This window comes from Veillonella sp. HPA0037, assembly GCF_000411535.1.
GTDB lineage: Bacteria > Bacillota > Negativicutes > Veillonellales > Veillonellaceae > Veillonella > Veillonella atypica.
Genome location: NZ_KE150483.1, coordinates 1,099,300 through 1,120,810, shown reverse-complemented (window position 1 = coordinate 1,120,810; position 21,511 = coordinate 1,099,300). Strand labels below are relative to the sequence as shown.

Annotated in this window: 23 protein-coding genes and 1 tRNA gene; 21 read left to right on the top strand and 3 right to left on the bottom strand. The window is 38.9% G+C overall.

The window, feature by feature from the left end; genetic code table 11:
* Nucleotides 1-52 precede the first annotated feature (52 nt).
* A complete protein-coding gene (locus tag HMPREF1477_RS05230) occupies nucleotides 53-862 on the bottom strand; it encodes an amidohydrolase family protein (protein ID WP_016476072.1) in 810 nt (269 codons plus the stop codon).
* 137 nt (nucleotides 863-999) lie between these two features.
* Here HMPREF1477_RS05230 and HMPREF1477_RS05225 point away from each other — a divergent pair, with 137 nt between their 5' ends.
* From HMPREF1477_RS05225 to HMPREF1477_RS05205, 5 genes are all read left to right on the top strand, one after another.
* Nucleotides 1,000-1,332: a helix-turn-helix domain-containing protein gene (locus HMPREF1477_RS05225; RefSeq protein WP_038148083.1), complete on the top strand. Its 333-nt coding sequence runs from the start codon at nucleotides 1,000-1,002 to the stop codon at nucleotides 1,330-1,332.
* Between the two features lie 414 nt (nucleotides 1,333-1,746).
* Nucleotides 1,747-3,021, top strand: coding sequence for an ammonium transporter (locus tag HMPREF1477_RS05220; protein ID WP_016476070.1), 1,275 nt, complete (start codon nucleotides 1,747-1,749; stop codon nucleotides 3,019-3,021).
* A 72-nt stretch (nucleotides 3,022-3,093) separates the two neighbouring features.
* A complete protein-coding gene (locus HMPREF1477_RS05215) occupies nucleotides 3,094-3,456 on the top strand; it encodes a P-II family nitrogen regulator (RefSeq protein WP_005375366.1) in 363 nt (120 codons plus the stop codon).
* 112 nt (nucleotides 3,457-3,568) lie between these two features.
* Nucleotides 3,569-5,191 (top strand): hypothetical protein, encoded by a 1,623-nt coding sequence (locus HMPREF1477_RS05210; RefSeq protein WP_016476069.1) that lies wholly within the window; start codon nucleotides 3,569-3,571, stop codon nucleotides 5,189-5,191.
* A gap of 110 nt (nucleotides 5,192-5,301) precedes the next feature.
* Entirely contained in the window at nucleotides 5,302-5,655 is a 354-nt protein-coding gene (locus tag HMPREF1477_RS05205; protein WP_016476068.1) for a hypothetical protein, read from the top strand.
* Between the two features lie 96 nt (nucleotides 5,656-5,751).
* Here HMPREF1477_RS05205 and HMPREF1477_RS05200 read toward each other — a convergent pair whose 3' ends face one another.
* Together HMPREF1477_RS05200 and HMPREF1477_RS05195 are read right to left on the bottom strand one after the other, a co-directional pair.
* A complete protein-coding gene (locus HMPREF1477_RS05200; RefSeq protein WP_016476067.1) occupies nucleotides 5,752-6,465 on the bottom strand; it encodes a copper amine oxidase N-terminal domain-containing protein in 714 nt (237 codons plus the stop codon).
* A 288-nt stretch (nucleotides 6,466-6,753) separates the two neighbouring features.
* Nucleotides 6,754-7,683: an IS481 family transposase gene (locus tag HMPREF1477_RS05195; RefSeq protein ID WP_016475598.1), complete on the bottom strand. Its 930-nt coding sequence runs from the start codon at nucleotides 7,681-7,683 to the stop codon at nucleotides 6,754-6,756.
* Nucleotides 7,684-7,797: 114 nt separating this feature from the next.
* Here HMPREF1477_RS05195 and HMPREF1477_RS05190 point away from each other — a divergent pair, with 114 nt between their 5' ends.
* The 16 genes from HMPREF1477_RS05190 (at nucleotide 7,798) to HMPREF1477_RS05115 (ending at nucleotide 21,482) form a co-directional block, all read left to right on the top strand.
* Nucleotides 7,798-8,199, top strand: a complete 402-nt coding sequence (locus tag HMPREF1477_RS05190; RefSeq protein WP_038148081.1) for a hypothetical protein — start codon at nucleotides 7,798-7,800, stop codon at nucleotides 8,197-8,199.
* A 138-nt stretch (nucleotides 8,200-8,337) separates the two neighbouring features.
* Nucleotides 8,338-8,835, top strand: coding sequence for a preQ(1) synthase (queF, locus tag HMPREF1477_RS05185; RefSeq protein ID WP_005375471.1), 498 nt, complete (start codon nucleotides 8,338-8,340; stop codon nucleotides 8,833-8,835).
* A 1-nt stretch (nucleotide 8,836) separates the two neighbouring features.
* Nucleotides 8,837-9,640 carry a hypothetical protein gene (locus tag HMPREF1477_RS05180; RefSeq protein ID WP_016476065.1) on the top strand — a complete coding sequence of 268 codons (804 nt, stop codon included), beginning with the start codon at nucleotides 8,837-8,839 and terminating at the stop codon, nucleotides 9,638-9,640.
* Nucleotides 9,641-9,868: 228 nt separating this feature from the next.
* Entirely contained in the window at nucleotides 9,869-10,480 is a 612-nt protein-coding gene (epsC, locus tag HMPREF1477_RS05175) for a serine O-acetyltransferase EpsC (RefSeq protein ID WP_005381969.1), read from the top strand.
* 248 nt (nucleotides 10,481-10,728) lie between these two features.
* Nucleotides 10,729-11,163, top strand: a complete 435-nt coding sequence (locus HMPREF1477_RS05170) for a DNA starvation/stationary phase protection protein (protein WP_016476064.1) — start codon at nucleotides 10,729-10,731, stop codon at nucleotides 11,161-11,163.
* Between the two features lie 50 nt (nucleotides 11,164-11,213).
* A tRNA-Ser gene (locus HMPREF1477_RS05165) sits at nucleotides 11,214-11,304 on the top strand.
* A gap of 185 nt (nucleotides 11,305-11,489) precedes the next feature.
* Nucleotides 11,490-11,954, top strand: a complete 465-nt coding sequence (gene tnpA / locus HMPREF1477_RS05160) for an IS200/IS605 family transposase (protein ID WP_005375295.1) — start codon at nucleotides 11,490-11,492, stop codon at nucleotides 11,952-11,954.
* A 238-nt stretch (nucleotides 11,955-12,192) separates the two neighbouring features.
* A complete protein-coding gene (locus tag HMPREF1477_RS05155) occupies nucleotides 12,193-12,927 on the top strand; it encodes a hypothetical protein (RefSeq protein WP_009661818.1) in 735 nt (244 codons plus the stop codon).
* Between the two features lie 18 nt (nucleotides 12,928-12,945).
* A complete protein-coding gene (locus HMPREF1477_RS05150; RefSeq protein ID WP_005380011.1) occupies nucleotides 12,946-14,205 on the top strand; it encodes an Nramp family divalent metal transporter in 1,260 nt (419 codons plus the stop codon).
* A gap of 187 nt (nucleotides 14,206-14,392) precedes the next feature.
* Nucleotides 14,393-15,004, top strand: coding sequence for a hypothetical protein (locus HMPREF1477_RS05145; RefSeq protein ID WP_016476063.1), 612 nt, complete (start codon nucleotides 14,393-14,395; stop codon nucleotides 15,002-15,004).
* Nucleotides 14,982-15,707: a YaaA family protein gene (locus HMPREF1477_RS05140; RefSeq protein ID WP_016476062.1), complete on the top strand. Its 726-nt coding sequence runs from the start codon at nucleotides 14,982-14,984 to the stop codon at nucleotides 15,705-15,707. Before HMPREF1477_RS05145 ends, HMPREF1477_RS05140 begins: the two co-directional genes overlap by 23 nt.
* Nucleotides 15,694-16,830 carry a [FeFe] hydrogenase H-cluster radical SAM maturase HydE gene (gene hydE / locus HMPREF1477_RS05135; protein ID WP_016476061.1) on the top strand — a complete coding sequence of 379 codons (1,137 nt, stop codon included), beginning with the start codon at nucleotides 15,694-15,696 and terminating at the stop codon, nucleotides 16,828-16,830. The genes HMPREF1477_RS05140 and hydE overlap by 14 nt, the downstream gene beginning before the upstream one ends.
* A gap of 121 nt (nucleotides 16,831-16,951) precedes the next feature.
* Entirely contained in the window at nucleotides 16,952-17,617 is a 666-nt protein-coding gene (locus HMPREF1477_RS05130; protein ID WP_016476060.1) for a hypothetical protein, read from the top strand.
* A 123-nt stretch (nucleotides 17,618-17,740) separates the two neighbouring features.
* Entirely contained in the window at nucleotides 17,741-19,807 is a 2,067-nt protein-coding gene (fusA, locus tag HMPREF1477_RS05125; protein WP_016476059.1) for an elongation factor G, read from the top strand.
* A 291-nt stretch (nucleotides 19,808-20,098) separates the two neighbouring features.
* On the top strand, nucleotides 20,099-20,575 hold the full coding sequence (locus tag HMPREF1477_RS05120) for a YhcH/YjgK/YiaL family protein (RefSeq protein ID WP_016476058.1): 477 nt from the start codon (nucleotides 20,099-20,101) through the stop codon (nucleotides 20,573-20,575).
* A gap of 1 nt (nucleotide 20,576) precedes the next feature.
* Entirely contained in the window at nucleotides 20,577-21,482 is a 906-nt protein-coding gene (locus tag HMPREF1477_RS05115; protein WP_016476057.1) for a DMT family transporter, read from the top strand.
* Nucleotides 21,483-21,511: the final 29 nt, after the last annotated feature.

The window sequence follows — 21,511 nt, the reverse complement described above, 5'->3', positions numbered from 1 at the left end:
CTTTTAAAGTAATACGTTCTTTAAAGCTCTTTAATTTAATCAAACAGACATATTACAGTAGATTTAATTTGGTAAGCAATTCCATAATATTTTCTCCTAATACTAGATTTGTGATTGTTTTTGATGGACTTAGATATTCTATCATTTGTCGATAGAGAAAGGGGTCACCATATGGTGCATCAGAACTAAATAAGCATCTTTCAGGCAGTTCTAATAATGCCATTTTTGTTGCTATAGATGTAAATTGTGCTGATAAATCTAAATATATATTAGGTACTGTTTTTGCTAATTCAATTAATTCCATCCAATTAGTACCGCCTAAATGACCAAAAATGATTGGCACTGTAGGGAATTTTTTACATAAATCTACAAGTGAAAAGATCATTTCTTTTGTTACTGGTAGAAATGTATGTATCCAGAGGGGATATATTCTATTGGAGCATACTATTTTCATAATGTCCCCTATTTGTTGTATTTGAGCAATAGTACTAGGTGTAAATTCTCCAAGCCCCATTAAGTGATTTCTACATATTTGTTTGTCAATCCATAATTCTATATCGAATGGTTTCATACCTAATGGTATATTTCCAAAACCTAGAAATCTATCAGGGTAATAATTCATTGCTGTGGTTAAATCTTTTATATTATTTTCATATAGTCTTTTCTTTTCTTTCGCATTTATATCTCCATTTAACACGGAACTTAGCATAGAAATTTGTTGTTTTAATTCCTGTAAAGAATGAGACTGTTCGGGATGAGGAGTTGTAGTAAATAGAATAGCTTTATCAATTTTTGATTGATCCATCAACTCTATTTGATTTTCGGTTGGCAATATTACGTGTTCGTGACTATCTATAACCATTGTTATTCATCTCCTATTATTTTACTGCTAAATATATTATAGTAATAACTGTACGCTTTATTATGATATATAACAAGAAGGCACTTTTTCTATACCACGTATCCTTTAGTATAGTAGGTGTGAAAGAAGGTAGTATTTTGTCGAAAGTAGATTCTATTAATCAAGAATGTCCTATGGAGATTGCTTTAAATCTGTTAAGCGGTAAGTGGAGGTTAAAAATACTGTATTATTTACTAAAGGGCGAGTCAATTCACTTTAATCAATTACAACGATTATTAGGAGATATAACGACAAAAGTGTTGACGGCTCAATTACGTATACTAGAAGAAGCGGGTATTGTATCTAGAGTTGTATATGATGAATCGCCAATTAGAGTTAAATATTCTATGACAGATACAGGTAAAACACTGATTCCACTTATGACCGAATTATGTAATTGGGGGAAGACATACAAAAAAAGCCGACTTTAATAGGCGGCTCTTATCATAATTATTAATTCTTAATATTATTTAGCATCTCAACTTTTATGCTTTGTAAAGTTTAAATAAATAGTTTTATATGATAACCAAGAGTGATAGATAGAGAGAGACATAAAAAGGGGATGTCTTTTATAAAATGGTAACCTATATATACATGTAAGAAGTATTTGTTTACTCCTTTACCTGAATATGGACTTGAATGATATTAAAACGTTTAGCTTTATAGAGTTTTAAAATGCTTTAGAAAAGAAAATGTAAAATTCTATAGAATTTATTGACATACATCATAATCTAATATACGATGTATGTAGTGATATATATTACTACAATAAAATAGTTAGGTAATGGCGCCTAGTTTTCAGATTATTCTGAGACTAGGCGCTTTTGTTATGAAAGGAGTTTATTATGATGGGAATCGACACAGGTAATACAGCATGGATACTCGTGGCGACGGCCATGGTGTTTTTTATGACACCAGGGCTTGCGCTATTTTATGGAGGCATGTCGCGTAGTAAAAACGTGCTTAGCACCATCATGCAGAGCTTCTTTCTGATAGGTGTGATTTCTGTAGAATTTATGCTCATAGGCTACACATTGATCTTTGGTGACGATGTACATGGTATTATTGGCAGCCTCAATAAAATTGGTCTTATGGGCACAGAGAATAGCATCATGGAAGGTGCGAATATTCCAGAAATGGCATTTATTGCATTTCAATGTATGTTTGCTATTATCACACCAGCCATTATGAGCGGTTCTATTACGGGACGTATGCGTTTTGCACCCTTTGTAGTATTCGCTGTGATTTGGTCCGTACTCATTTATAATCCTATGGCCCATTGGGTATGGGGTGGTGGATTCCTCGCTAATCTAGGGGCACTCGACTTTGCAGGCGGCCTTGTTATCCATGTATTGTCTGGCGTATCAGGTCTAGTACTTTGTTTGCTCTTAGGTCGTCGCCGCGGTTATGGGCGCATGCCAATGTTACCGCATCACTTGCCAATGACCGTCCTCGGTGGTGCCATGTTATGGTTCGGTTGGTTCGGTTTTAATGCCGGTTCTGCTCTAGGGGCAAGCACCTTGGCTGCAAATGCAGTGTTGACGACGCAAATGTCTGCTGCTATCGGCATCGTTGGTTGGGTGTTGGTAGAACGATATCACCGTGGTAAACCGACCGTGTTAGGTGCCGTATCTGGAGGTGTATCTGGCCTTGTTGCTATTACGCCAGCAGCTGGTTTTGTAACACCTGTAGCAGCGATTCCAATCGGTTTTATCGGCGCCATCTGTTGCTATGTGGCGGTCGCAATTTTAAAGAGCAAGGTTGGCTATGATGATTCTCTCGATGCCTTTGGTATCCACGGTGTAGGTGGTATGTGGGGTGCCATTGCTACCGGTTTATTTGCTACGGTTACTGTAAATCCTGATGGCGCAGATGGATTGTTCTATGGTGGTAACTTGCTCATTCCTCAATTGATTTCTCTTGTCGTAGCTATTGCTCTTGCTATTATTGGTACGGTTGTCATTTTCAAGGTGGTTAGCTACTTTATGGATATGCGCGTTAGCATCAGTGCCGAATCTTTGGGTATCGACATTAGTGAACATGGCGAAGGTGCGTATAATCAATCTGAATTTAAGAGCAGTGGACGTTTTATTACCTCTGACCAACATTCCTTGGTGTAACGTATTCATGGTGAAAGCTAGCTTTCACAGATGGTACAATAGATGTAATGAAAACGTAGATGAGGTGATACTATGAAACGGATGAAGAAAGTAGATATCATTGCTCGGGCAGAGCAATTAGAAGATTTAAAAGAAGCCTTGAATCGCATTGGCATTCAAGGGATGACGGTCTCCCAAGTATTTGGCTGTGGATTGCAAAAAGGGCATACAGAAGTTTATCGTGGGCAAGAGTATGCGGTCAATCTTGTACCAATGGTGAAGGTTGAAACCGTTGTATGTGACGTGCCTGTTGATCTTGTAATGGATACGGCGCGCGATACTTTGCAAACTGGCGAGGTAGGAGACGGTAAGATTTTCGTGTACGATGTAGAAGATTCTATGCGGATTAGAACCGGTACGCGCGGTACGAAGGCCGTTACTGATGATGAAGCTTAATTAATCATATATGTAATACGCGAGCTGCTACATACCTTGGTGTGTAGCAGCTCTTTGTGTTTATACATTTGTGGGTGATTGGTTTTGTAAAATTTAATGCTATAATAATTGTATGACTAGACGATTACGCTCGTATTGGAGCAAATATATACAACTATATAAGCGAGGTATACTAGGCATTATTGCATTTATTGGAATTACGGTAGTCATTATCTCCATCTTAGCTACTATTGCGAGTAGAGGCATGGGTGTTATTTTTAATGAGGTAATAGCACGTCAGACCATGATGCGAGGGACTATTACCGTCGCTAGCCTGAGCGCCACCCCATGGGGGACCATATCCTTTGAGGATTTGCAATGGGCTGATGACGATGGACATCAGTTGATGACCGTACCTTCCGGTAAGATACGCGTTAATATGTGGGATGTGATTACTCGTAATTTTAAGGCATCTGCCATACGAGGCATAGAATTAAATGATGCGGTCATTGTAGTAGATTTAGATGACGATAATCGGGTCGATTTTGTGCCGGCTTCTCCTGATATTAATAAACCCTTATCTGAAGTAGAACAGCGACCTAAAGCACCTAAAAAAACGACCCTAGAACGTCAAGAAGAGCTAGGGAAAAAGGTGCGTAACTTTAATTGGAATGGTCAACATATCGATGCGATTGTGAAGCTTTCAGACTGCCAATTGGAAATATTCCAAAAGAATCGACATTATGTGATGAAGAATGTGAATGCTCGATTTGATATTGATACGAATCGTGCCATTCGCATGAATCTAACAACTGGTAAATTCGGAGGCACCGCCATTGGGGATGGCCTCACATTGGAAGGCCGTATCGATCTAAAAGATGTGCTTAAGCATCGTATGCCTACGCTGAATATGAATCTAAATATTTATGGTGTAGATCCGGCATCCTTAGGATTTGGTGATAGTATTCACGATAAGATGACCTTGCTGACAGCAGTGACGGGGGATATTAATCGGCCCTTTGCATCGGGACGTGTTACCATGCCAATCCTTAGAATCCCTGCACTAACCTTTGAAAATGTGGTAGGCGATGTGACCTATCAAGATGGCATATTGGATTTTAAAGAGGTATATGCGAATGTATTTGGCGGTAAGTTAAAGGCTAAAGGTGTATATAATCTAGATACGCGGGCCTATGAATTAGTGGGGGTCGCCACAGATCTAGATAGTAGCATGGCCTTAAAAACACCGGATTTTGCTGTTCCTGTATCGGCGAACCTTAACTTCTCAAGTAAGGGACAGCCTAAAGATATGGTGGTGTGGGGCGATTTTACATCTGGTGCAGGTCGTTACATACTCATTCCTATACAATCTATTACGGGACGCTTTCACAATCAAGGACGTCATTTATCGTTCTTTGATGTGAAAGTACATACATCGGTAACAACGATTTCAACGGATGCATTGCATATCGATAATGGCGAATTAACATTGGGGCCATTGAATATTACATCCAATGGGGGGAGTAATTTTGCCATTTATGATGAAAGTATCTTTGGCGAGCTTGGGCGTACAATGGATGGTATAAAAAATGATATGGCACAGGCAAGTCAAAATATGAAACGCGCTCAAGATAATAGTCAATCGATGAAGCACGAAGGTATAAAGCCACCAAGTGATGCAAAAGGCGTTTTAGATGATGCCAAAGAAGCAATCAAAGGATTTTCCGATAGCTTGAAATCGATTAAGATTCGATGAAATTTGAAAATTTTCATGTTCAGCTTATCTCTTAAGTATAAAATGCGAAATGTTATCAAAACATTTGATAACATAGTGGATTATATATGTGTTTTATTAGGAGGTTTCTTATGAGAAAAGCTAAAAAATTATCTATAACACTTATGGCGTCTGTTATGGCTTTAGGCGTTGTAGCATTTACAGCACAACCAGCTAACGCATCTTATGGCTATAAATATACTGATTCCATTCGCCCACCAGTTTTGACACCTACACCATCTACTGGTAGAGCCCCTGTGGAACCTGTAACAACTACAGTTACACCAGCTCCTACTGCAAAAACGACAACAACTGTAGAGCCTACTAAAACAGCTGGTTCTGTAACAACAGCTAACACTACAAATAATACAGATAAAACAGTACAAGATATTCTTAGCTCTTTGCTTTCCTTGTTGCAAAACTTGTTTAACACCCTCTTTAAATAATAGGGGATAACAAAACGGCGGTCCTTGTTAGAACTGCCGTTCTTGCATATACCAAAGCCCTTCGGTTGCATCCGAAGGGCTTTACTATTTGTATTATTATTTTGTGTTGTTGTCAGTTGTTTGTGTATGTTTAACCTTGATAAGAGGTTCGTCCTTTGTAGTGGATTTCGTGTTGGACTCCACTTTGGAACTAGTCTCTACCTTGGCAGACGTATTGTCTGATGGCGGCAAGAATGTACTGATTTCGTTTTTGTGAGGTACATTCGTATTGGTTGTGGATGCTAGCTGAGCCCGTTGTGGAGCGATGAAAATTTCGTTCTTCGTGATTTTTACGTCATTTAATAGTAATTTGAATGCACTAGGGCTCACGAACAATTGACCATCTATCATGCGCGGTGTAGGCAGCATAGATTCGGATGTATCAAGGTTGATGATTTGCAACTTGCCCTTTCTTACGATTTGCGCTTGATCTGGTTGGATGGCTAGTGTAGCAATACTCATATCTACCAATGCTGTTTTTGTTGGTGCGTCCCACGCCACCTTATAGCCTAACGCTTCCGATACTTGGCGCAGTGCTACGAGCGGTTGACCGTCTACATAGGCTACATTTTGATGGTCTTTTACCGGTTCTAATACCTTGCCATCTACATTGATGTGATGTTGTGTCGTTACAGATGCAGGTTTCTCTAAATTTTGTGCTGGCGCAGGTGTTTCCATGCCGATTGCTGCATGTGCTGGTTGCGCCATGCCTACTGTGAAAGCTAACGCACCTAGAGCGATGCTAGATAAAATAAGCTGTTTTAGTTTCATAAGGGACCTCCATAAGGTGTTATATCGTTCTGAATAAACTAATGTTATCAGATGTATATGAATATTTTATTATAAACTTTAATTTCATGCAATTTAAATTAAGCTAGAATAAGTTAATAGTTTGTTTTGTAGGAGTCATAGACATATACTTTGCTAAAAAAATCAACTATGTTATCCTAATGATGTATATAAAATTACTAGTGCATATAGGGTGAAGATTAGAGTCAAGAGAGAAGTAGGAATGTCTGCTAACAATATCTAGAGTAATCAAACATTTGTGACAAATACTTATGCCTTTTGATTCATAAAGTACTCTGTTATAACTTGGTTTGGTGATTTAAAGTTTAAGACTTTTTGTGCAATGTTATTATATCTATTAGCATATCGACTATGTGCTTTTAGAAAACTCTCCATACTATTAAACTTACGAGAATAAAATCTTTCACTATCAATTCGATGACTGCGCTCTACCTTTCCATTCTGCCACGGAGAAAATGGTCTTGTCGTTTTATGCTCTATTCCTAATCTTTTTAATACAATATCAAATAAACACTCTCGATCTTTTACTCCATAGTTTGTAAATTCACGACCATTATCTGTTTGTATTGTATGAATAGGAAATCCCATTTTGGCTTCTAAATTTAATAAGAAGCGACTTGTATTAGTAACACTTTTTTCATCTATAATTTTTAGAATTCTCTTTCTAGAAAACTCATCAATAGCTGTAAGTTGATAGTAAGATTTTCCTTGTGTTGAAAAGGCTAAACTCTCGCGAGGTACGTATTTTATATCAATCTGAACCTTTTCTCCTGGATATGTTATTATATCCGGTTTCCACTTGCTTTTAGGAACAGATTTAACAACCTTTTTCTCTTTAATATGACACCTGATTTGTCGGCACATAGAGCCATATGAGCGTTTATAACCACGCTTTTTTGCCTCAACATATACTTGAGACAGCCCTTCATGTTTAAACTTAGAATGCATACGCTTGATAAGTGCTAGTTCTTCCTCAGTGTGTTGATTAGGATGAGAATGTGGTTTACGACTATACAATCGAAGTGAATCAATAGTCCCGTCGAAACGCTTCACCCAACGTTGTACTTGTTGTCTACTAGTATGATAGCGACGTGCAGCTTCAGCATTATTTCCATACTTTATAGCATATTCACATACTCGTTTACGAAATCTTAATTCTTCAGTTATAATAGAATGCATGAGAAGGAACTCCTTTTGTTGTAATGTTTGGATTAAGCAACTTCATTATAACAGAGTTCCTTCTCATTTTTTATTCACTTGTCACAAATGTATTATACTCTTACAGAAGTAGGAATGTCTGCTAACAATAAAAATTTTTTTAAAGCTATATATATGTTTGTTGTTCTTTTTTTATTGGATGTAGCTCTTGTATACTCACTACTTCAGTTAGGAGATGGACCGTATCGTAAGATAGATGCTATAGCCTGTTTTGGAGCTATTAATGCGATATTTATATATCTAAATATTGGGGAAATAAAAGTCATTCATAGATATATAAAGGAAGGCCGGTTTGTGGAAGGTATAAAAAAGGCTATACGTTTATTGAAATATAGTAAAACAAGTTATTTTGCCCGTATATCAAGTATAATTATAGGTATTTGTTTTATTGGTTGGGGCATACAAGTTGAAAGTGGTATATTGATAAAACTAATCGCGTTTACTATTGGTGGTATTAATCTTTGGAGATCAATATAATCATTATTTTAGAACATCTTAAACAATTAGTTACGTATATAGAAGCGTAAATATAATGAGGTTGAACCTCCTATGATATAATTAAGTATCGTATGAATTACTCCATATATTATATTATTTTATAGAAAGAGGTTCCTTATGGCATCCGGCAGATCTGAAAAAGAGTTACAAGGCGTAACGATGTTAGGTCACAAGACCGATTATCCTACTGATTATGCACCACAGGTGTTAGAGGCATTTGATAACAAACATCCTGATAATGATTATTTCGTTAAGTTTAACTGTCCTGAGTTTACAAGCTTGTGTCCTATGACAGGTCAACCAGACTTTGCGACCATCTATATTTCGTATGTACCAGATAAGAAAATGGTGGAGTCCAAGTCTTTAAAATTATATCTATTTAGTTTCCGCAACCATGGGGATTTTCACGAAGATTGTATCAACATCATCATGAAGGACCTCATTAAGTTGATGGAACCTAAGTACATCGAAGTATGGGGCAAGTTTACACCGCGCGGTGGTTTGTCCATCGATCCATATGCAAATTACGGCAAGCCTGGTACAGAGTGGGAAAAGACGGCGAAAGAGCGCCTTCATTTCCATGATATGCAGCCTGAACGCGTAGCGTACCGTTAAGATGAATTACGAATTTATAGCTGTCATCTCGGCAATCATATTTTGCTTTGTATTTGGCCTATTATTGTCTTTGCATCCAGCAGCGCTCGTCGTTGGTAGTCATAGTTCATTACATACATACAGCCGATGGACACGATGGAGTGCTTATATAGCGTTGATACTATTAGTATTGCGCATCGACATTACTGTAACAGACAGTATGGTGCCGTCTAGCTGGCTGTTTAGTGAATGGTTTCAGCTCGTTACCATTGTTATATTTGCTCTCGTCCTACTACAAACCTTGGCATTCGTAGATTTTACACATGGGGAACGAAATGTACAGTTTCACTATTGGCAAATTGAGCAAAGTTATGGTTCAGAGTCGCGGATGGAACGATATATACACAAGCATCATAATCAAGTAGCAGGGGCGTTGGTAAATTATTGTTATGTTTTATGGATGACATGGCGTTCTATGTGGCCTGCCTTATTGATGTTATTCTGGTATAAACTTTGGGCCGTTGAAGTGAATGGCTTGCTTTCACCAATTATATCTAGAAAAGAGCATATGCCAGATGTGGTTTCTTATTTGATATTAGATCCACATATTTTAACGTATACCTTGGCTGGCTTTTTATGGGGCCATATTGTATTGCATGAACGAAAGAACATCATCTTATATGGCAATAGTAGGGCTTTTCAGTTTGTGCTCTCTAGGCTTATAGTTATCGTGGGCAGTCTTTTGTGGATAGGAATTGCCGTCGCCATTATGACGGTACCTATTACGTGGGATTCGGTGATTAGCACGCTTGGAAACATACGATAAACTCAGTTATTTCCTATAAACTGCGGGCTTTAAAGACCCTCAAAATTCTTGACAGATATATTCCTAGGTGTTAGAGTAGGAATATATTTATAGAGTGTACAAATGATTATACCCAGTGTATAGTTTGGTGATCGTTAAAACCGTGACTTACGCCCTTGGGAGTATCCAAGGGCGTTATATTTTTGATAGACACACTGTTCGTGTAATGAACGTAGATATGGAGTACTTATGATGCAAGGTTTGCGCGAGTTATGGGGCAAAATTCAATATAATATTAAACGCGTCATGGATTCTGACCCAGCGGCCACTAATGTGTGGATGGTTATATGGACGTATCCTCATATTACGGCTTTGTTCTGGCATTTCTTTGCGCATCGCCTTTATAAGGCGGGATGGCCTACATTGGCACGCCGTATAGCACTTCATTCTCGTCATGTAACAGGCATTGAGATTCATCCGGGTGCTACCATAGGTCGAGGCTTATTTATTGACCATGGTATGGGTGTTGTTATCGGTGAAACCGCCGTCGTCGGAGATAATGTGACATTGTTCCACCAAGTAACATTGGGCGGTATGTCCTCTAAGAAAACAAAACGCCATCCCACCATTGAAGATGATGTTCTCATTGGTACAGGTACAAAAATTTTAGGGGATATTACGATTGGAGCGCGCACTAAAATCGGTTGTAATCTAGTTATAAAACACGATATTCCGAAAGATATGGTTATCTTTGAAACAGATCCGGAAAATATGTATGTTCGGAAACCTAGACGAAAGAATAAAAATGGTGCATCGAATGATAGCCCATATCCTGAAAACTACATAGAATACTATATATAAATAGACTGGCTTAGACCTCTTGCTTGTTAGATGCATATCTGATGGTAAGAGGTTTTTTGTTTCATAAAAAAATCATTGAAAAAAATCGATAAAGTTATTGACAAGGAAAATCATTATTGTTAATATAATTATGTAATCAATATTGATTACAAATTACATAAATAAATAACAGGTTTAGAAGCCGACAAGATTTGTCCTATATTAGGATAAATTATAATTGAGAATTAAATGAAAAAGGAGTAATTATTATGAAAAACGTACAACAAGTAAATCAATATTTAGCAGATCTTTCCGTATGGAATGTAAAATTACACAATCTTCATTTCAATGTAACTGGTCCACAATTCAAATCTATCCATGAATACTTGGAATCCATTTATGATGAAGCCTTTGAATATTTTGATGCAGTAGCTGAACATGTAAAAATGCAAGGTGAATTCCCATTGGTAAACTCTGTTGAATATGCTAAATTGGCAAAAATCGGTGAATTAGGTCAAGAAGATATTCCTCAACATAAAGTTATCGAAATTTTACTTCATGACTTCAAATATATGAAGGATCAAGCGGCTGCTATTCGTGAAGCAGCTGGTGAAGAAGATAATTTCTTGCTTTCCAACATGATGGAAGACCACATTGAGTATTATGTAAAACAAATTTGGTTCATTGAATCTATGTTGAAATAATTCAATTGACAACGCCTTACTGGGTATGATATGATTACCCAGTAAAGCATGGAGGATTACTCAAGAGGCTGAAGAGGACGGTTTGCTAAATCGTTAGGGCGGGTTACCGTCGCTAGGGTTCGAATCCCTAATCCTCCGCCATGCTGAGACCTCACATCGTCTGATGTGAGGTCTTTTTTATTGTTGTACGCCGAATAGGCATGACTAAACCCCCAGTTAAACTGGGGGTCGGTAAAAAATTCTTAGAGAAAAGGAAAGAACCTCCTAGTGGTAAAATGAAGTTGGTCTGGCAACCACAACATTTCAACATAGGAGGTTCAATGTCAATGAATGACGTAAAAAGCTTATCACATAGTAAATGGAGATGTAAATATCATATTGTTTTTGCACCAAAGTATAGAAGGCAAATAATTTATGGACGGATAAAAGCTGATGTAGGTAAAATTTTAAGAGATTTATGTAATAGAAAAAATGTAGAGATTATAGAGGCAGAATGCTGTCCGGATCATATTCATATGTTAGTAACTATTCCACCACATTTAAGTGTATCAAGTTTTATGGGATATTTAAAAAGCAAAAGTAGCCTCATGATATTCGATAAACACGCAAATTTAAAATATAAGTATGGAAATAGACATTTCTGGTGTAGAGGATATTATGTGGATACAGTGGGAAGATACGAAGGAGCGATAAAAGAGTATATTCGCAATCAATTACAAGAAGATATAGCACAAGATACATTAAACTTTAAAGAATATACCGACCCGTTTACGGGTGAGCCGGTAAAATAGGCAAAATAAAAGCCCCCGAGTAGGGGGCAGCCAGTGGTAATAGAGTGGTTGTCAGATCATTCAAAGCCCTCTTTAGAGGGCCACCACTAGAGAAAGACCCTTATAGGGTCAGAGCAAACCACCCGTTCTACGGGTGGTTATGATTAACTATACAGTGTAAGGAAAGGGGATAGAGTTGACGTATTCATATCTAATTGCTTATAATAAATTGTATAAAATTTAATTTAAGGAGACATTTATGAATACACAATATACACGTCGATTAACAATGATTCGTCGCGCTCTTGGTGTGGGTGCTCTTTGTTTAGTGGCATCTTTTGGGGTGGCACATGCGGAAGACTTTGCAATTCCTAGTGCCCGTCCCGTGGTAGATGGTATGAGTACTGATGATGTTAAGGTAGTATCTGCTGCACATCCTGGTAGTGCTAACCTTATTACACCAAATGATTGGACCTATAAGGCGTTGAAGACACTGGTAAAACATGGGGCCATTACGGACACACATGGATTTACATTCGATGATAGCACTAGCTATACAAAGGATGAGTTGATGCCCTTGCTTGACGAAGTCGTAGAAAAACGGGAACAAATGAACGACAATGATCGTCAATTTGCGTTGCGTATTTACCAAGAAAACATGCGTGATGTCATGGATTATCGCATTGAACGAGATAAGAAACTCACCGAAGAACGCCGTCAAAAATTAGATGAAAAACGCGTTAAGAAATCTGGTAAAGATGTAAAGGTATCCGAAAAACAACAGGAATCTCTCGATGCGGCCACTGATGAAGTGGCTAAGCCAAAAGAACGGGCGTTAACAGATGAACAAATTAAGGAAAAAATGAAGAAATTCAAGATTGATGATTCTCGTGTAAAGACTAACGGTGATGTTCGTATTCGCTATACAGGTTCCAAGGATGGTAAATCTAAAGCAGATGCACGTGTGCAAACAGAAATGACGTTCACTCTATAATCCCTATAAGGGAATAACATGATTAATTTTCTTAAAAATAAGTTGTTTACCGTCCATCAGAATGGCAAACAACATGTTAGTGAAGTATTTAAATATATCGGACCGGGTATTATTGTAACCGTCGGATTTATCGACCCCGGTAACTGGGCGGCTAACTTAGCAGCTGGTGCTAGCTATGGTTATGAATTGCTATGGGTTGTAACATTATCTACACTTATGCTTATCTTATTGCAGCATAATGTGGCCCATCTAGGCATTGTACGGGGGCAATGTTTAGCAGAATGTGCTTATGAATTCTTACCGAAATGGTTATCTCGTACGGTGCTCAGTACAGCGGGGATTGCAGCCGTAGCCACGGCGCTGGCGGAATTTATTGGCGCTGCCATTGCATTGAAGATGCTGTTCGGCATCCCTCTCGTTATCGGTAGCGTATTAACGGCTATCGTATGCACAATTATGCTCATTACAAACTCCTATAGTAAATTAGAACGTATCATAGCTGGGTTTGTATCTCTTATCGCATTGGCCTACCTTGTGGAGGTCAATATGGTCGATGTTAATTGGGCTGCAGCGGGTATTGGCTGGGTCAATCCGAGCATACCTAACGAATCGATGCTCGTTATCCTGAGCATTTTAGGGGCCGTCGTTATGCCTCATAATTTGTTTTTGCACTCCGAGGTTATCCAAAGTCGTCAGTTCAATCGACAAGATAAGGAGATTATGCATCGCCAGTTGCGCTATGAATTCGTAGATACATTATTATCTATGGGCATTGGTTGGATGATTAATTCCGCAATGATTTTGTTGGCAGCGGCCGTATTTTTTAGTCATGGCATTGCTGTTACCGAATTAGAACAGGCAGAGGAATTATTGAGACCTTTAATTGGACCTGCTGCAGGTACCATCTTTGCTTTGGCCTTGCTATTTGCCGGCCTTGCATCATCGGCGACAGCCGGTATGGCTGGGGCGAGTATATTTGCGGGCATGTTTGGCGAGTCTTATGATATGAAGGATTTTCATAGTCGCTTGGGATTGGGGTTAACATATATTCCTGCACTATTATTGATCTTGTTTATTACGGACTCCTTTCAAGCATTGCTCGTTTCGCAAATGTTCTTGAGTTTACAGTTGCCGATTACCATATTCTTGCAATTATATATGACGAGTAGCCGTCGTGTGATGGGCGCTTATACGAACCGCCGATTTACGGGGATTATTCTTTGGGGCATTGGTATTATCGTAACATTGATGAATATTTACTTATTAGTTATAGGCTAATATATACCGCTTGTTTTTGTGAAAGCTTTCACAGAAATAGGCGGTATTTTATTTTGTCTAGAACTAGAACCAAATAGATTTATGAAATGTAGTTGTAGTAACGTATAAGCCTGTGAAATATGGTACAATAAAGAATAAAATTTAATTTGCTGGTATAGCAGTTTATATATGTTTTTGGGAGGATTTCATGACAACAGAAAAAGATATGAATGAATTAAATGCACCTTTACAATCAGATTATAAAGAGGTCGTTCACGACATTGCAGAAGAATTATTAGCGCGCCTTAACATCGAAGAGGATGGCGCTATTATCGATATGTTCCAAACAGGATCCTTAGATCCTTGGCAATTATTTGTGTTCTTCTCCGCATTAGAACATGCACTCATGGAGTTTAGAACGGATAAACGCAAGAAAACTGTTATCGTTCATGCCCAACCAGAGGCCCTCGTTGGTACAGGCCCTGTTGTAACACCTGTATCCACTATGCTTGAGCATATTTTAATGTCTCGCGTAAATGATATGAGTGAAGGCCGTTTGGAAACCGGTTTGCTTACGGTGTCTGGTGAAAGCATCGATTACGAAGGGGTTAATCTTAAGGGACGCCATGTAGTTATCATTTGCGATATCCACGATAATGAATCTCCTTATTTGGCAGAATGCATTAAATTGTGTAAAGAAATGAAAGCTAGTCACGTTGTGGCCGTGCCTCTCATGTTGTGGAATCCAGATCTTATCGACAATTTGACAGAGGAAAGTATCAAGGCGGAATTATCCCATGAAAATCGTCCTCTCTCCTAGTAAGACAAAAACAATTTCCGATGCAACAGTTGCGGTCCGTGACGGTCAATTTCAGCCTCAGATTACGCAAAAGATTGTAAAACATGTACAATCTCTCGATGTAGCAGCACTTGGCAAGGCCCTAAAACTAAAGGAAGATAAGGCGCAAGCTCTCTTTGATTTTTATCAAGAGTTTGAGGCCCATCCTGTAGGTCTTGCTTGTGAAAGCTATGATGGCATTGCCTTTAAATATTTAGATTGGGCAGGACTATCTGATGAGGCAAAGGCTTTTGGTGAAACTCATCTCGCTATTATGTCTGCATTATACGGCATTGTAGAGCCTACGATGGGCGTTAGAGACTATCGATTAGATATGGTCGATAAGGTAGGGATAAATTTATATGAAACCTGGCGTGAAGCGGTGGATGCATACTTTCACAAGGAGGATTGGATCCTAAGTTTAGCGTCTAAAGAATATGCAAAAATGGTGAACCATCCAAAGGTGGTAACCGTTGAATTTTGGGAATTACGAGGCGACACATTTAAACAGATGAGTACGTCCTCCAAAATGAGTCGTGGTATGATGGCGCATGCATGTTTGATGAACCAAGTAAAGCATGTGAGAGATTTACCACGCGAAATTAATGGATTTGTCTGCGTTACAGATATTGAATCTATTACGATACCAAGCGAATCGATGACGATTCGTTATGAAAGGAAGTGATGATTTGCAAGTGCAAGATATTCTCACAAAAGACCTCGTCGGCGATGAATGGCTGACAGAGGATGAGCTAAGATTTCTTATGTCTGTAACTGATGAAGAACAGTTGCAGCTAATATATAAAAAAGCGTACGAAGTGAAGGCAAAATATGTACAACCTGTAGCGTATTATCGTGGCCTCATCGAATTCTCGAACCGATGCATTAAAAACTGTAATTACTGCGGTATTCGCCGCGAAAATGATAAGACGGAACGCTTTGATATGAATCGTGAAGATATCATCAAGATGGCGCAGTGGGCGTATGACCATGAATATGGTTCTATTACGCTTCAATCTGGAGAACGTTGTGATGATGTATTTGTCGATTATGTAGTCGATCTTATCCGCGACATCAAAGCCATCGGCGATGGTTCCCTTGGTATTACGATGTGCGTAGGGGAGCAAAGTGAAGAGGCGTACCGCCGCATGCGTGAGGCGGGTGCTAGCCGTTACCTATTGCGCATTGAAACGACGAATAAAGAGCTATATCACAAAATTCATCCTCGCGATGAACTACATTCCTTTGAAACTCGAGTTGAATGTCTACGCCGTTTGCGTCGTGTAGGATTTCAAGTGGGTACAGGCGTTATGATTGGTCTGCCTGGGCAAACAGAGGAAGACCTTGTGAACGATATCTTGTTCTACCGTGATATGGATATCGATATGATTGGCATGGGTCCCTATGTGGTGCATCATGATACGCCATTAGGCCAAGAGGCATTAGCAATGGGCATTGATGATGAGGCTGGTAAATTGCGCCGTATTCAACTAGGGCTCAAGATGATTGCCTTAACGCGTCTATTCTTGAAAGACGTAAATATTGCAGCTACTACAGCGTTACAAGCATTAGATCCACTAGGTCGTGAAAAGGGGCTCGCTGCAGGTGCCAATATTTTGATGCCTATCATTACAATCCCAGAACATCGTGCCAAATATTTGTTATATGATAATAAACCATGCGTGGATGATAATGCAGATAAATGTAAAGATTGCTTGACGCGTCGCGTTATGTCCATTGGTGATACTGTTGGATGGAAGAAAAATGGGGATTCCAAGCATTACGGTAAGCGAACTGGGTCGTTTTAAACACATTGATATAGATTATTGATTAAATTGTTTATAATTTTTATATTTATGTAGAAATATAAATAAAACCCAGATATAATAAGAACATAGTTTATTTTGTTTTATTATATGAGGTGATTTTATGGAAACAAAATGGTATTCTGACTTTTGGAATCTATTGACTCAACCATTCAAGGGTGGTATCGATCAAGTCGTACAGTATGGTACATTGAAAAAGGGCTTCTTAGGGACAGCGCTCTTATGGGCGATTCCTTACATTTTACTAGGTTTGTTTGGGGCCTTGTTGTTCCCATTGCTTCCTAGAAACGAATTTTCTGCTATGGGCATGCTCCTTGGGGCTGGCGTAGGCTTCTTCTTTATTCTAGCCTATATTGCTAGTATCATTTGGTCCTTTGTCATGGTGGCTGTTGGGTCCTATGTATTTAACTGGGTGGCTGTAAAAATGGGCGGTACTGACGATGTACAGTCTGTTATGAAGGTCCAATGGTATCTACAAGGTTATGAAGTATTATTATGTACTTGTGTGTATACAATTGTTTTTATTCTCATGGCTATCTTCGGTGGCCTATTTGGTAGCTCTACATTATCCAAGCTTATTTCTAATTTAGGCTCTTTAGTAATTTTTGTCTTATCCGTGTGGGTAGGCCTTGAATTGATGGCAAGACAAACTACGTTGACTAAGATGCAAGTATTCATTGCCGGTATCGTAACATTTGTTATCTTCGTCATTATTTCGCTTATTTTCATGGCTCTTTTTGGTGGCTGTGCAGCCTTGGTAGGCCGATAATTTCATTATTATAAAAAATCCTCTTTTTTCGATAAATATTTTTTCGGAAAAAGAGGATTTTTATAGTATTACGTCGAAATCATATATCAAGAACTCAAAGTTTCACATAAGGAGGCGATTCCGATGAAAGAATATAGTAGTGATCAGATTCGTAATGTAGCTGTGGTGTCCCACGATGGGGCGGGGAAAACGGCTTTAGTAGAATCCTTGTTATTAACCTCTGGTGCTGTTGATTTTGTTGGCCGTGGTCAAGATAATAAACATATTATGGACTTTGAGCCAGAAGAGATTAAACGGAATGTAACGATTCAATTGGGTATGGCCCCTTGTGAATGGCATGACCATAAGGTTAACTTTATTGATACACCGGGTTACAATGAATTCCATGGCGAAGTTCGTGCCGCATTGCGTGCTTGTGATGGCATGTTAATGGTATTATCTGCAACGACTGGCGTTGAAACAGATACGGTGCGCGCGTGGGATTATGCTGTTGAATTACAAATGCCACGTATGGCATTTATCAATAAAATGGACGTTGATGGTGCTGATTTCTTCGGTACTATTGAACGTATGCGTGAACTATTTGGCAAGGCAATTATGCCACTCCAAATTCCAATTGGCGAAGGTGCCAATTTTGAAGGCGTTATAGACGTAGCCAAAATGACTGCGTTTACTTACAAAGACGGCCAACCAACAGAGATTGCTGTACCGGCTCATCTTATCGAAAAGGCCCAAGAAATACGGGAAATGACCGTAGAGGCCGCGGCTGAAGGTAGCGATGAATTGTTGGAAAAATATTTAGAAGGCGAAGAACTTTCATTAGAAGAAATTCGTCAAGGTCTACGCGAAGGGATGATTACAGGCCGTGTGTGTCCAATCATGTGTGGCAGCGCCACATCCCGTATTGGCTTAGATCAAGTATTAGACAGAATGATTCGGTATATGCCAGATGCAGCAAAAAAAGTGATGACTGCTGAATCAGCAGACACTGGTGAACCAGTTGTGGTGCATGTGGATAAACCCCTAACCGCATTCGTGTTTAAAACCTTGCTTGACCCATTCGCAGGCAAACAAAGCTTTGTACGCATCTTCTCTGGTGAACTCAAAGAAGGTGATAAGCTGTTCAACGTTAATCAAGGAACTGAGGAAAAATGGAATAAGATGGTTACCCTTATCGGGAAGCAACAAATTCCAGTGACTGCCGCAAAAGCTGGCGATATCGTAGTGATACCGAAATTAGCTAATGCAAAAACAGGCGATACCTTAACAGCTCCTGATTTTAAGGTGAAGTACGATGCGATTCGTTTCCCTCAACCTTTATATACTATAGCTATGGAAGCTGTGAAAAAAGGTGAAGAGGAAAAATTAGCTAGTGCTGTGTTAAAAGTAGCCGAAGAAGATCCAACTTGTGTAGTTGTGAAAAATCCGGAAGCTCGCCAATTGCAAATTGACTGCATGGGCGAAGTGCACTTAGAACATATCCTTAACAAGATGGACCGTAAATACGGCGTACAAGCGAAACTTGTAACACCATATATTCCATACCGTGAAACAATTAAAGGATCTGCAGAAACAGAATCGAAATATAAAAAACAAAGTGGCGGTCATGGTCAGTATGGACATGTTAAAATTCAAGTTGATCCATTATATGATGGTCAAGAATTTGCCTTTGTAGACAAGATTTTTGGTGGTGCTGTACCAAGACAATATATACCAGCAGTGGAAAAGGGTGCCAGAGAAACCCTAGAAAAAGGCTTAATTGCGGGATATCCTATGATTGGCGTGCAAGTGACACTCTTGGATGGATCTTACCATAGTGTAGACTCCTCAGAGTTAGCATTTAAAGTAGCTACGTCACAGGCTATCAAGGATGTAATTCCAAAGGCGAAACCAGTCCTATTAGAACCAATCTATGAAGTTAACGTGTTTGCACCAGATGCTTTCATGGGTGACATCATGGGCGATTTAAATAGTCGTCGAGGTCGTGTATTAGGCATGGAACAAAGTGAAAGAACTGGTATATCTGTTGTTAAAGCGCAAGTACCGTTGGCAGAAATGTCAGATTATGTTACTGTATTGCGTTCCATGACGCAAGGTCAAGGCGTATTTAATCGTCAGTTCTACAGTTATGAAGAGGTTCCTCACAAACAAGCAGATGAAATAATCGCTGCTTTTAAGGAACAAGAGTAATATAAAATTGGCCATGTAGTTAATTCTAATATGAATTAACATGTAAGTAACAACTGCATATACAATTTCATAGACAACTTCATATGTATAACAGTCTTGACGTAAGTCATAAAACTGAATAGTATTTTACAAACCCTCCATATATGTAGCGTATGGAGGGTTTATATTTATGTAATCCTATGTGGAAGCTAAGCTTTTTATGTGCTACGATAAGAGTATAAAGATCATATTGATATTGTATTTGAATATAGTATGTCTATACAGTATGGTTCTTACAGAAAGGATATAGTTATGTTTTTCTCCAGTATACATGCAGATTATACAAAAATGGGCTACCCAGCAGCCATTGTTCGAGCCCTTGATTTCTTAAAAAACACTGATTTACAAGAATTGCCAGGAGGTCGTCATGCTATCGAAGGCGATATGATGTATGCCAATGTAGATGATGTAGAAACAAAATTATTTGAAACTACAAAACCAGAATCTCATAAAAATTATATAGATATACAGTTTATGGTGAAGGGTCAAGAGAATATGGGCTTTTTTGTGGACCATGGCCGAGTAAAGCCTATCGAATCCTATCCTGAACGAGACTGCTATTTTTATCCTAATGAATCTGTCGATGAAGGTCACATCCACTGTCCAGAAGGGTATTATACGGTATTTTTCCCATCGGATATTCATCGTCCTCTTTTAGCGGTTGACGATAAGCCTATAAAAATTCGTAAGGTTGTTGTAAAGGTGCACGTGTCTCTATTAGGTGAGTAACATGATGAAACGATATGAAATTATCGGTATTATATTAACATTATTAGGCGCCACCTTGTGGGGCGTGTCAGGCACATCCGTTCAATTCGTAGGTAATTTCCGCAATATGAACCTAGAATGGCTCTTGACGATGCGTCTTATTACGGCCGGCCTTTTAACCGTTCTATATGGATGGATTCGTCAAGGCAATACGATTTTTAATGTATTCCGTAATTGGCGAGATACATTAGGACTCGTCATATTCGGCGTATTTGGTATGGCCCTGTGCCAATATACCTATTTCCGTTCCATCGTCATCGCCGGTGCGGGCATTGCGACGGTGCTGCAATATTTGGCGCCGTCTATGATTATCATTTATTTGCTGATGCGTTATGGCAAACGGCCTTCTACAGGAGAAATCATTTCAGTTATCCTTGCTTTAGTAGGTACTATTTGCTTGATGGGCAATAATGGTTTTTCTTTTGAAAGCTTCCGCAGTGATGTATTATTCTGGGGCTTATTATCTGCCGTGGGCGTAGCCGTATATAGTGTTTCCCCAGTACGATTATTAGCTACCTATGGGACAATTCCTATTGTAGGCTTTGGTATGCTCCTCAGTGGTCTTGTGGCAGCGGCGCTTTTCCAGCAACCTCATTCGTATGCGACGTGGGATGTATGGACTGTGGTAGGCTGTTTTAATGTAGTTTTTCTTGGCACCATCGTGTCCTTTAATGCGTACCTTGAAGGGGTTAAACGCATTGGTGCGGTTCCAGGATCGATTTTGTCATCGATTGAGCCGATTTCAGCAGCCTTCTTTGGATGGGCTTTGTTAGGTAATCAATTTAACTGGGTTGGTATCTTAGGGATGGCCATGATTATTGCTACAGTTATCATCATTGCCTTAGAAAAACGAGGTCAATCATCTTAATGATAAACTTTTTGTAATAGTAATCAATC

Bases quoted from the DNA above. Each gene is read 5' to 3' on its own strand.
- HMPREF1477_RS05230 (WP_016476072.1), bottom strand. From the start codon at position 862: ATGGTTATAGATAGTCACGAACACGTAATATTGCCAACCGAAAATCAA.
- HMPREF1477_RS05220 (WP_016476070.1), top strand. From the start codon at position 1,747: ATGATGGGAATCGACACAGGTAATACAGCATGGATACTCGTGGCGACG.
- HMPREF1477_RS05215 (WP_005375366.1), top strand. From the start codon at position 3,094: ATGAAACGGATGAAGAAAGTAGATATCATTGCTCGGGCAGAGCAATTA.
- HMPREF1477_RS05210 (WP_016476069.1), top strand. From the start codon at position 3,569: ATGACTAGACGATTACGCTCGTATTGGAGCAAATATATACAACTATAT.
- HMPREF1477_RS05205 (WP_016476068.1), top strand. From the start codon at position 5,302: ATGAGAAAAGCTAAAAAATTATCTATAACACTTATGGCGTCTGTTATG.
- HMPREF1477_RS05200 (WP_016476067.1), bottom strand. From the start codon at position 6,465: ATGAAACTAAAACAGCTTATTTTATCTAGCATCGCTCTAGGTGCGTTA.
- HMPREF1477_RS05195 (WP_016475598.1), bottom strand. From the start codon at position 7,683: ATGCATTCTATTATAACTGAAGAATTAAGATTTCGTAAACGAGTATGT.
- HMPREF1477_RS05190 (WP_038148081.1), top strand. From the start codon at position 7,798: ATGTCTGCTAACAATAAAAATTTTTTTAAAGCTATATATATGTTTGTT.
- queF (WP_005375471.1), top strand. From the start codon at position 8,338: ATGGCATCCGGCAGATCTGAAAAAGAGTTACAAGGCGTAACGATGTTA.
- HMPREF1477_RS05180 (WP_016476065.1), top strand. From the start codon at position 8,837: ATGAATTACGAATTTATAGCTGTCATCTCGGCAATCATATTTTGCTTT.
- epsC (WP_005381969.1), top strand. From the start codon at position 9,869: ATGATGCAAGGTTTGCGCGAGTTATGGGGCAAAATTCAATATAATATT.
- HMPREF1477_RS05170 (WP_016476064.1), top strand. From the start codon at position 10,729: ATGAAAAACGTACAACAAGTAAATCAATATTTAGCAGATCTTTCCGTA.
- tnpA (WP_005375295.1), top strand. From the start codon at position 11,490: ATGAATGACGTAAAAAGCTTATCACATAGTAAATGGAGATGTAAATAT.
- HMPREF1477_RS05155 (WP_009661818.1), top strand. From the start codon at position 12,193: ATGAATACACAATATACACGTCGATTAACAATGATTCGTCGCGCTCTT.
- HMPREF1477_RS05150 (WP_005380011.1), top strand. From the start codon at position 12,946: ATGATTAATTTTCTTAAAAATAAGTTGTTTACCGTCCATCAGAATGGC.
- HMPREF1477_RS05145 (WP_016476063.1), top strand. From the start codon at position 14,393: ATGACAACAGAAAAAGATATGAATGAATTAAATGCACCTTTACAATCA.
- HMPREF1477_RS05140 (WP_016476062.1), top strand. From the start codon at position 14,982: ATGAAAATCGTCCTCTCTCCTAGTAAGACAAAAACAATTTCCGATGCA.
- hydE (WP_016476061.1), top strand. From the start codon at position 15,694: ATGAAAGGAAGTGATGATTTGCAAGTGCAAGATATTCTCACAAAAGAC.
- HMPREF1477_RS05130 (WP_016476060.1), top strand. From the start codon at position 16,952: ATGGAAACAAAATGGTATTCTGACTTTTGGAATCTATTGACTCAACCA.
- fusA (WP_016476059.1), top strand. From the start codon at position 17,741: ATGAAAGAATATAGTAGTGATCAGATTCGTAATGTAGCTGTGGTGTCC.
- HMPREF1477_RS05120 (WP_016476058.1), top strand. From the start codon at position 20,099: ATGTTTTTCTCCAGTATACATGCAGATTATACAAAAATGGGCTACCCA.
- HMPREF1477_RS05115 (WP_016476057.1), top strand. From the start codon at position 20,577: ATGATGAAACGATATGAAATTATCGGTATTATATTAACATTATTAGGC.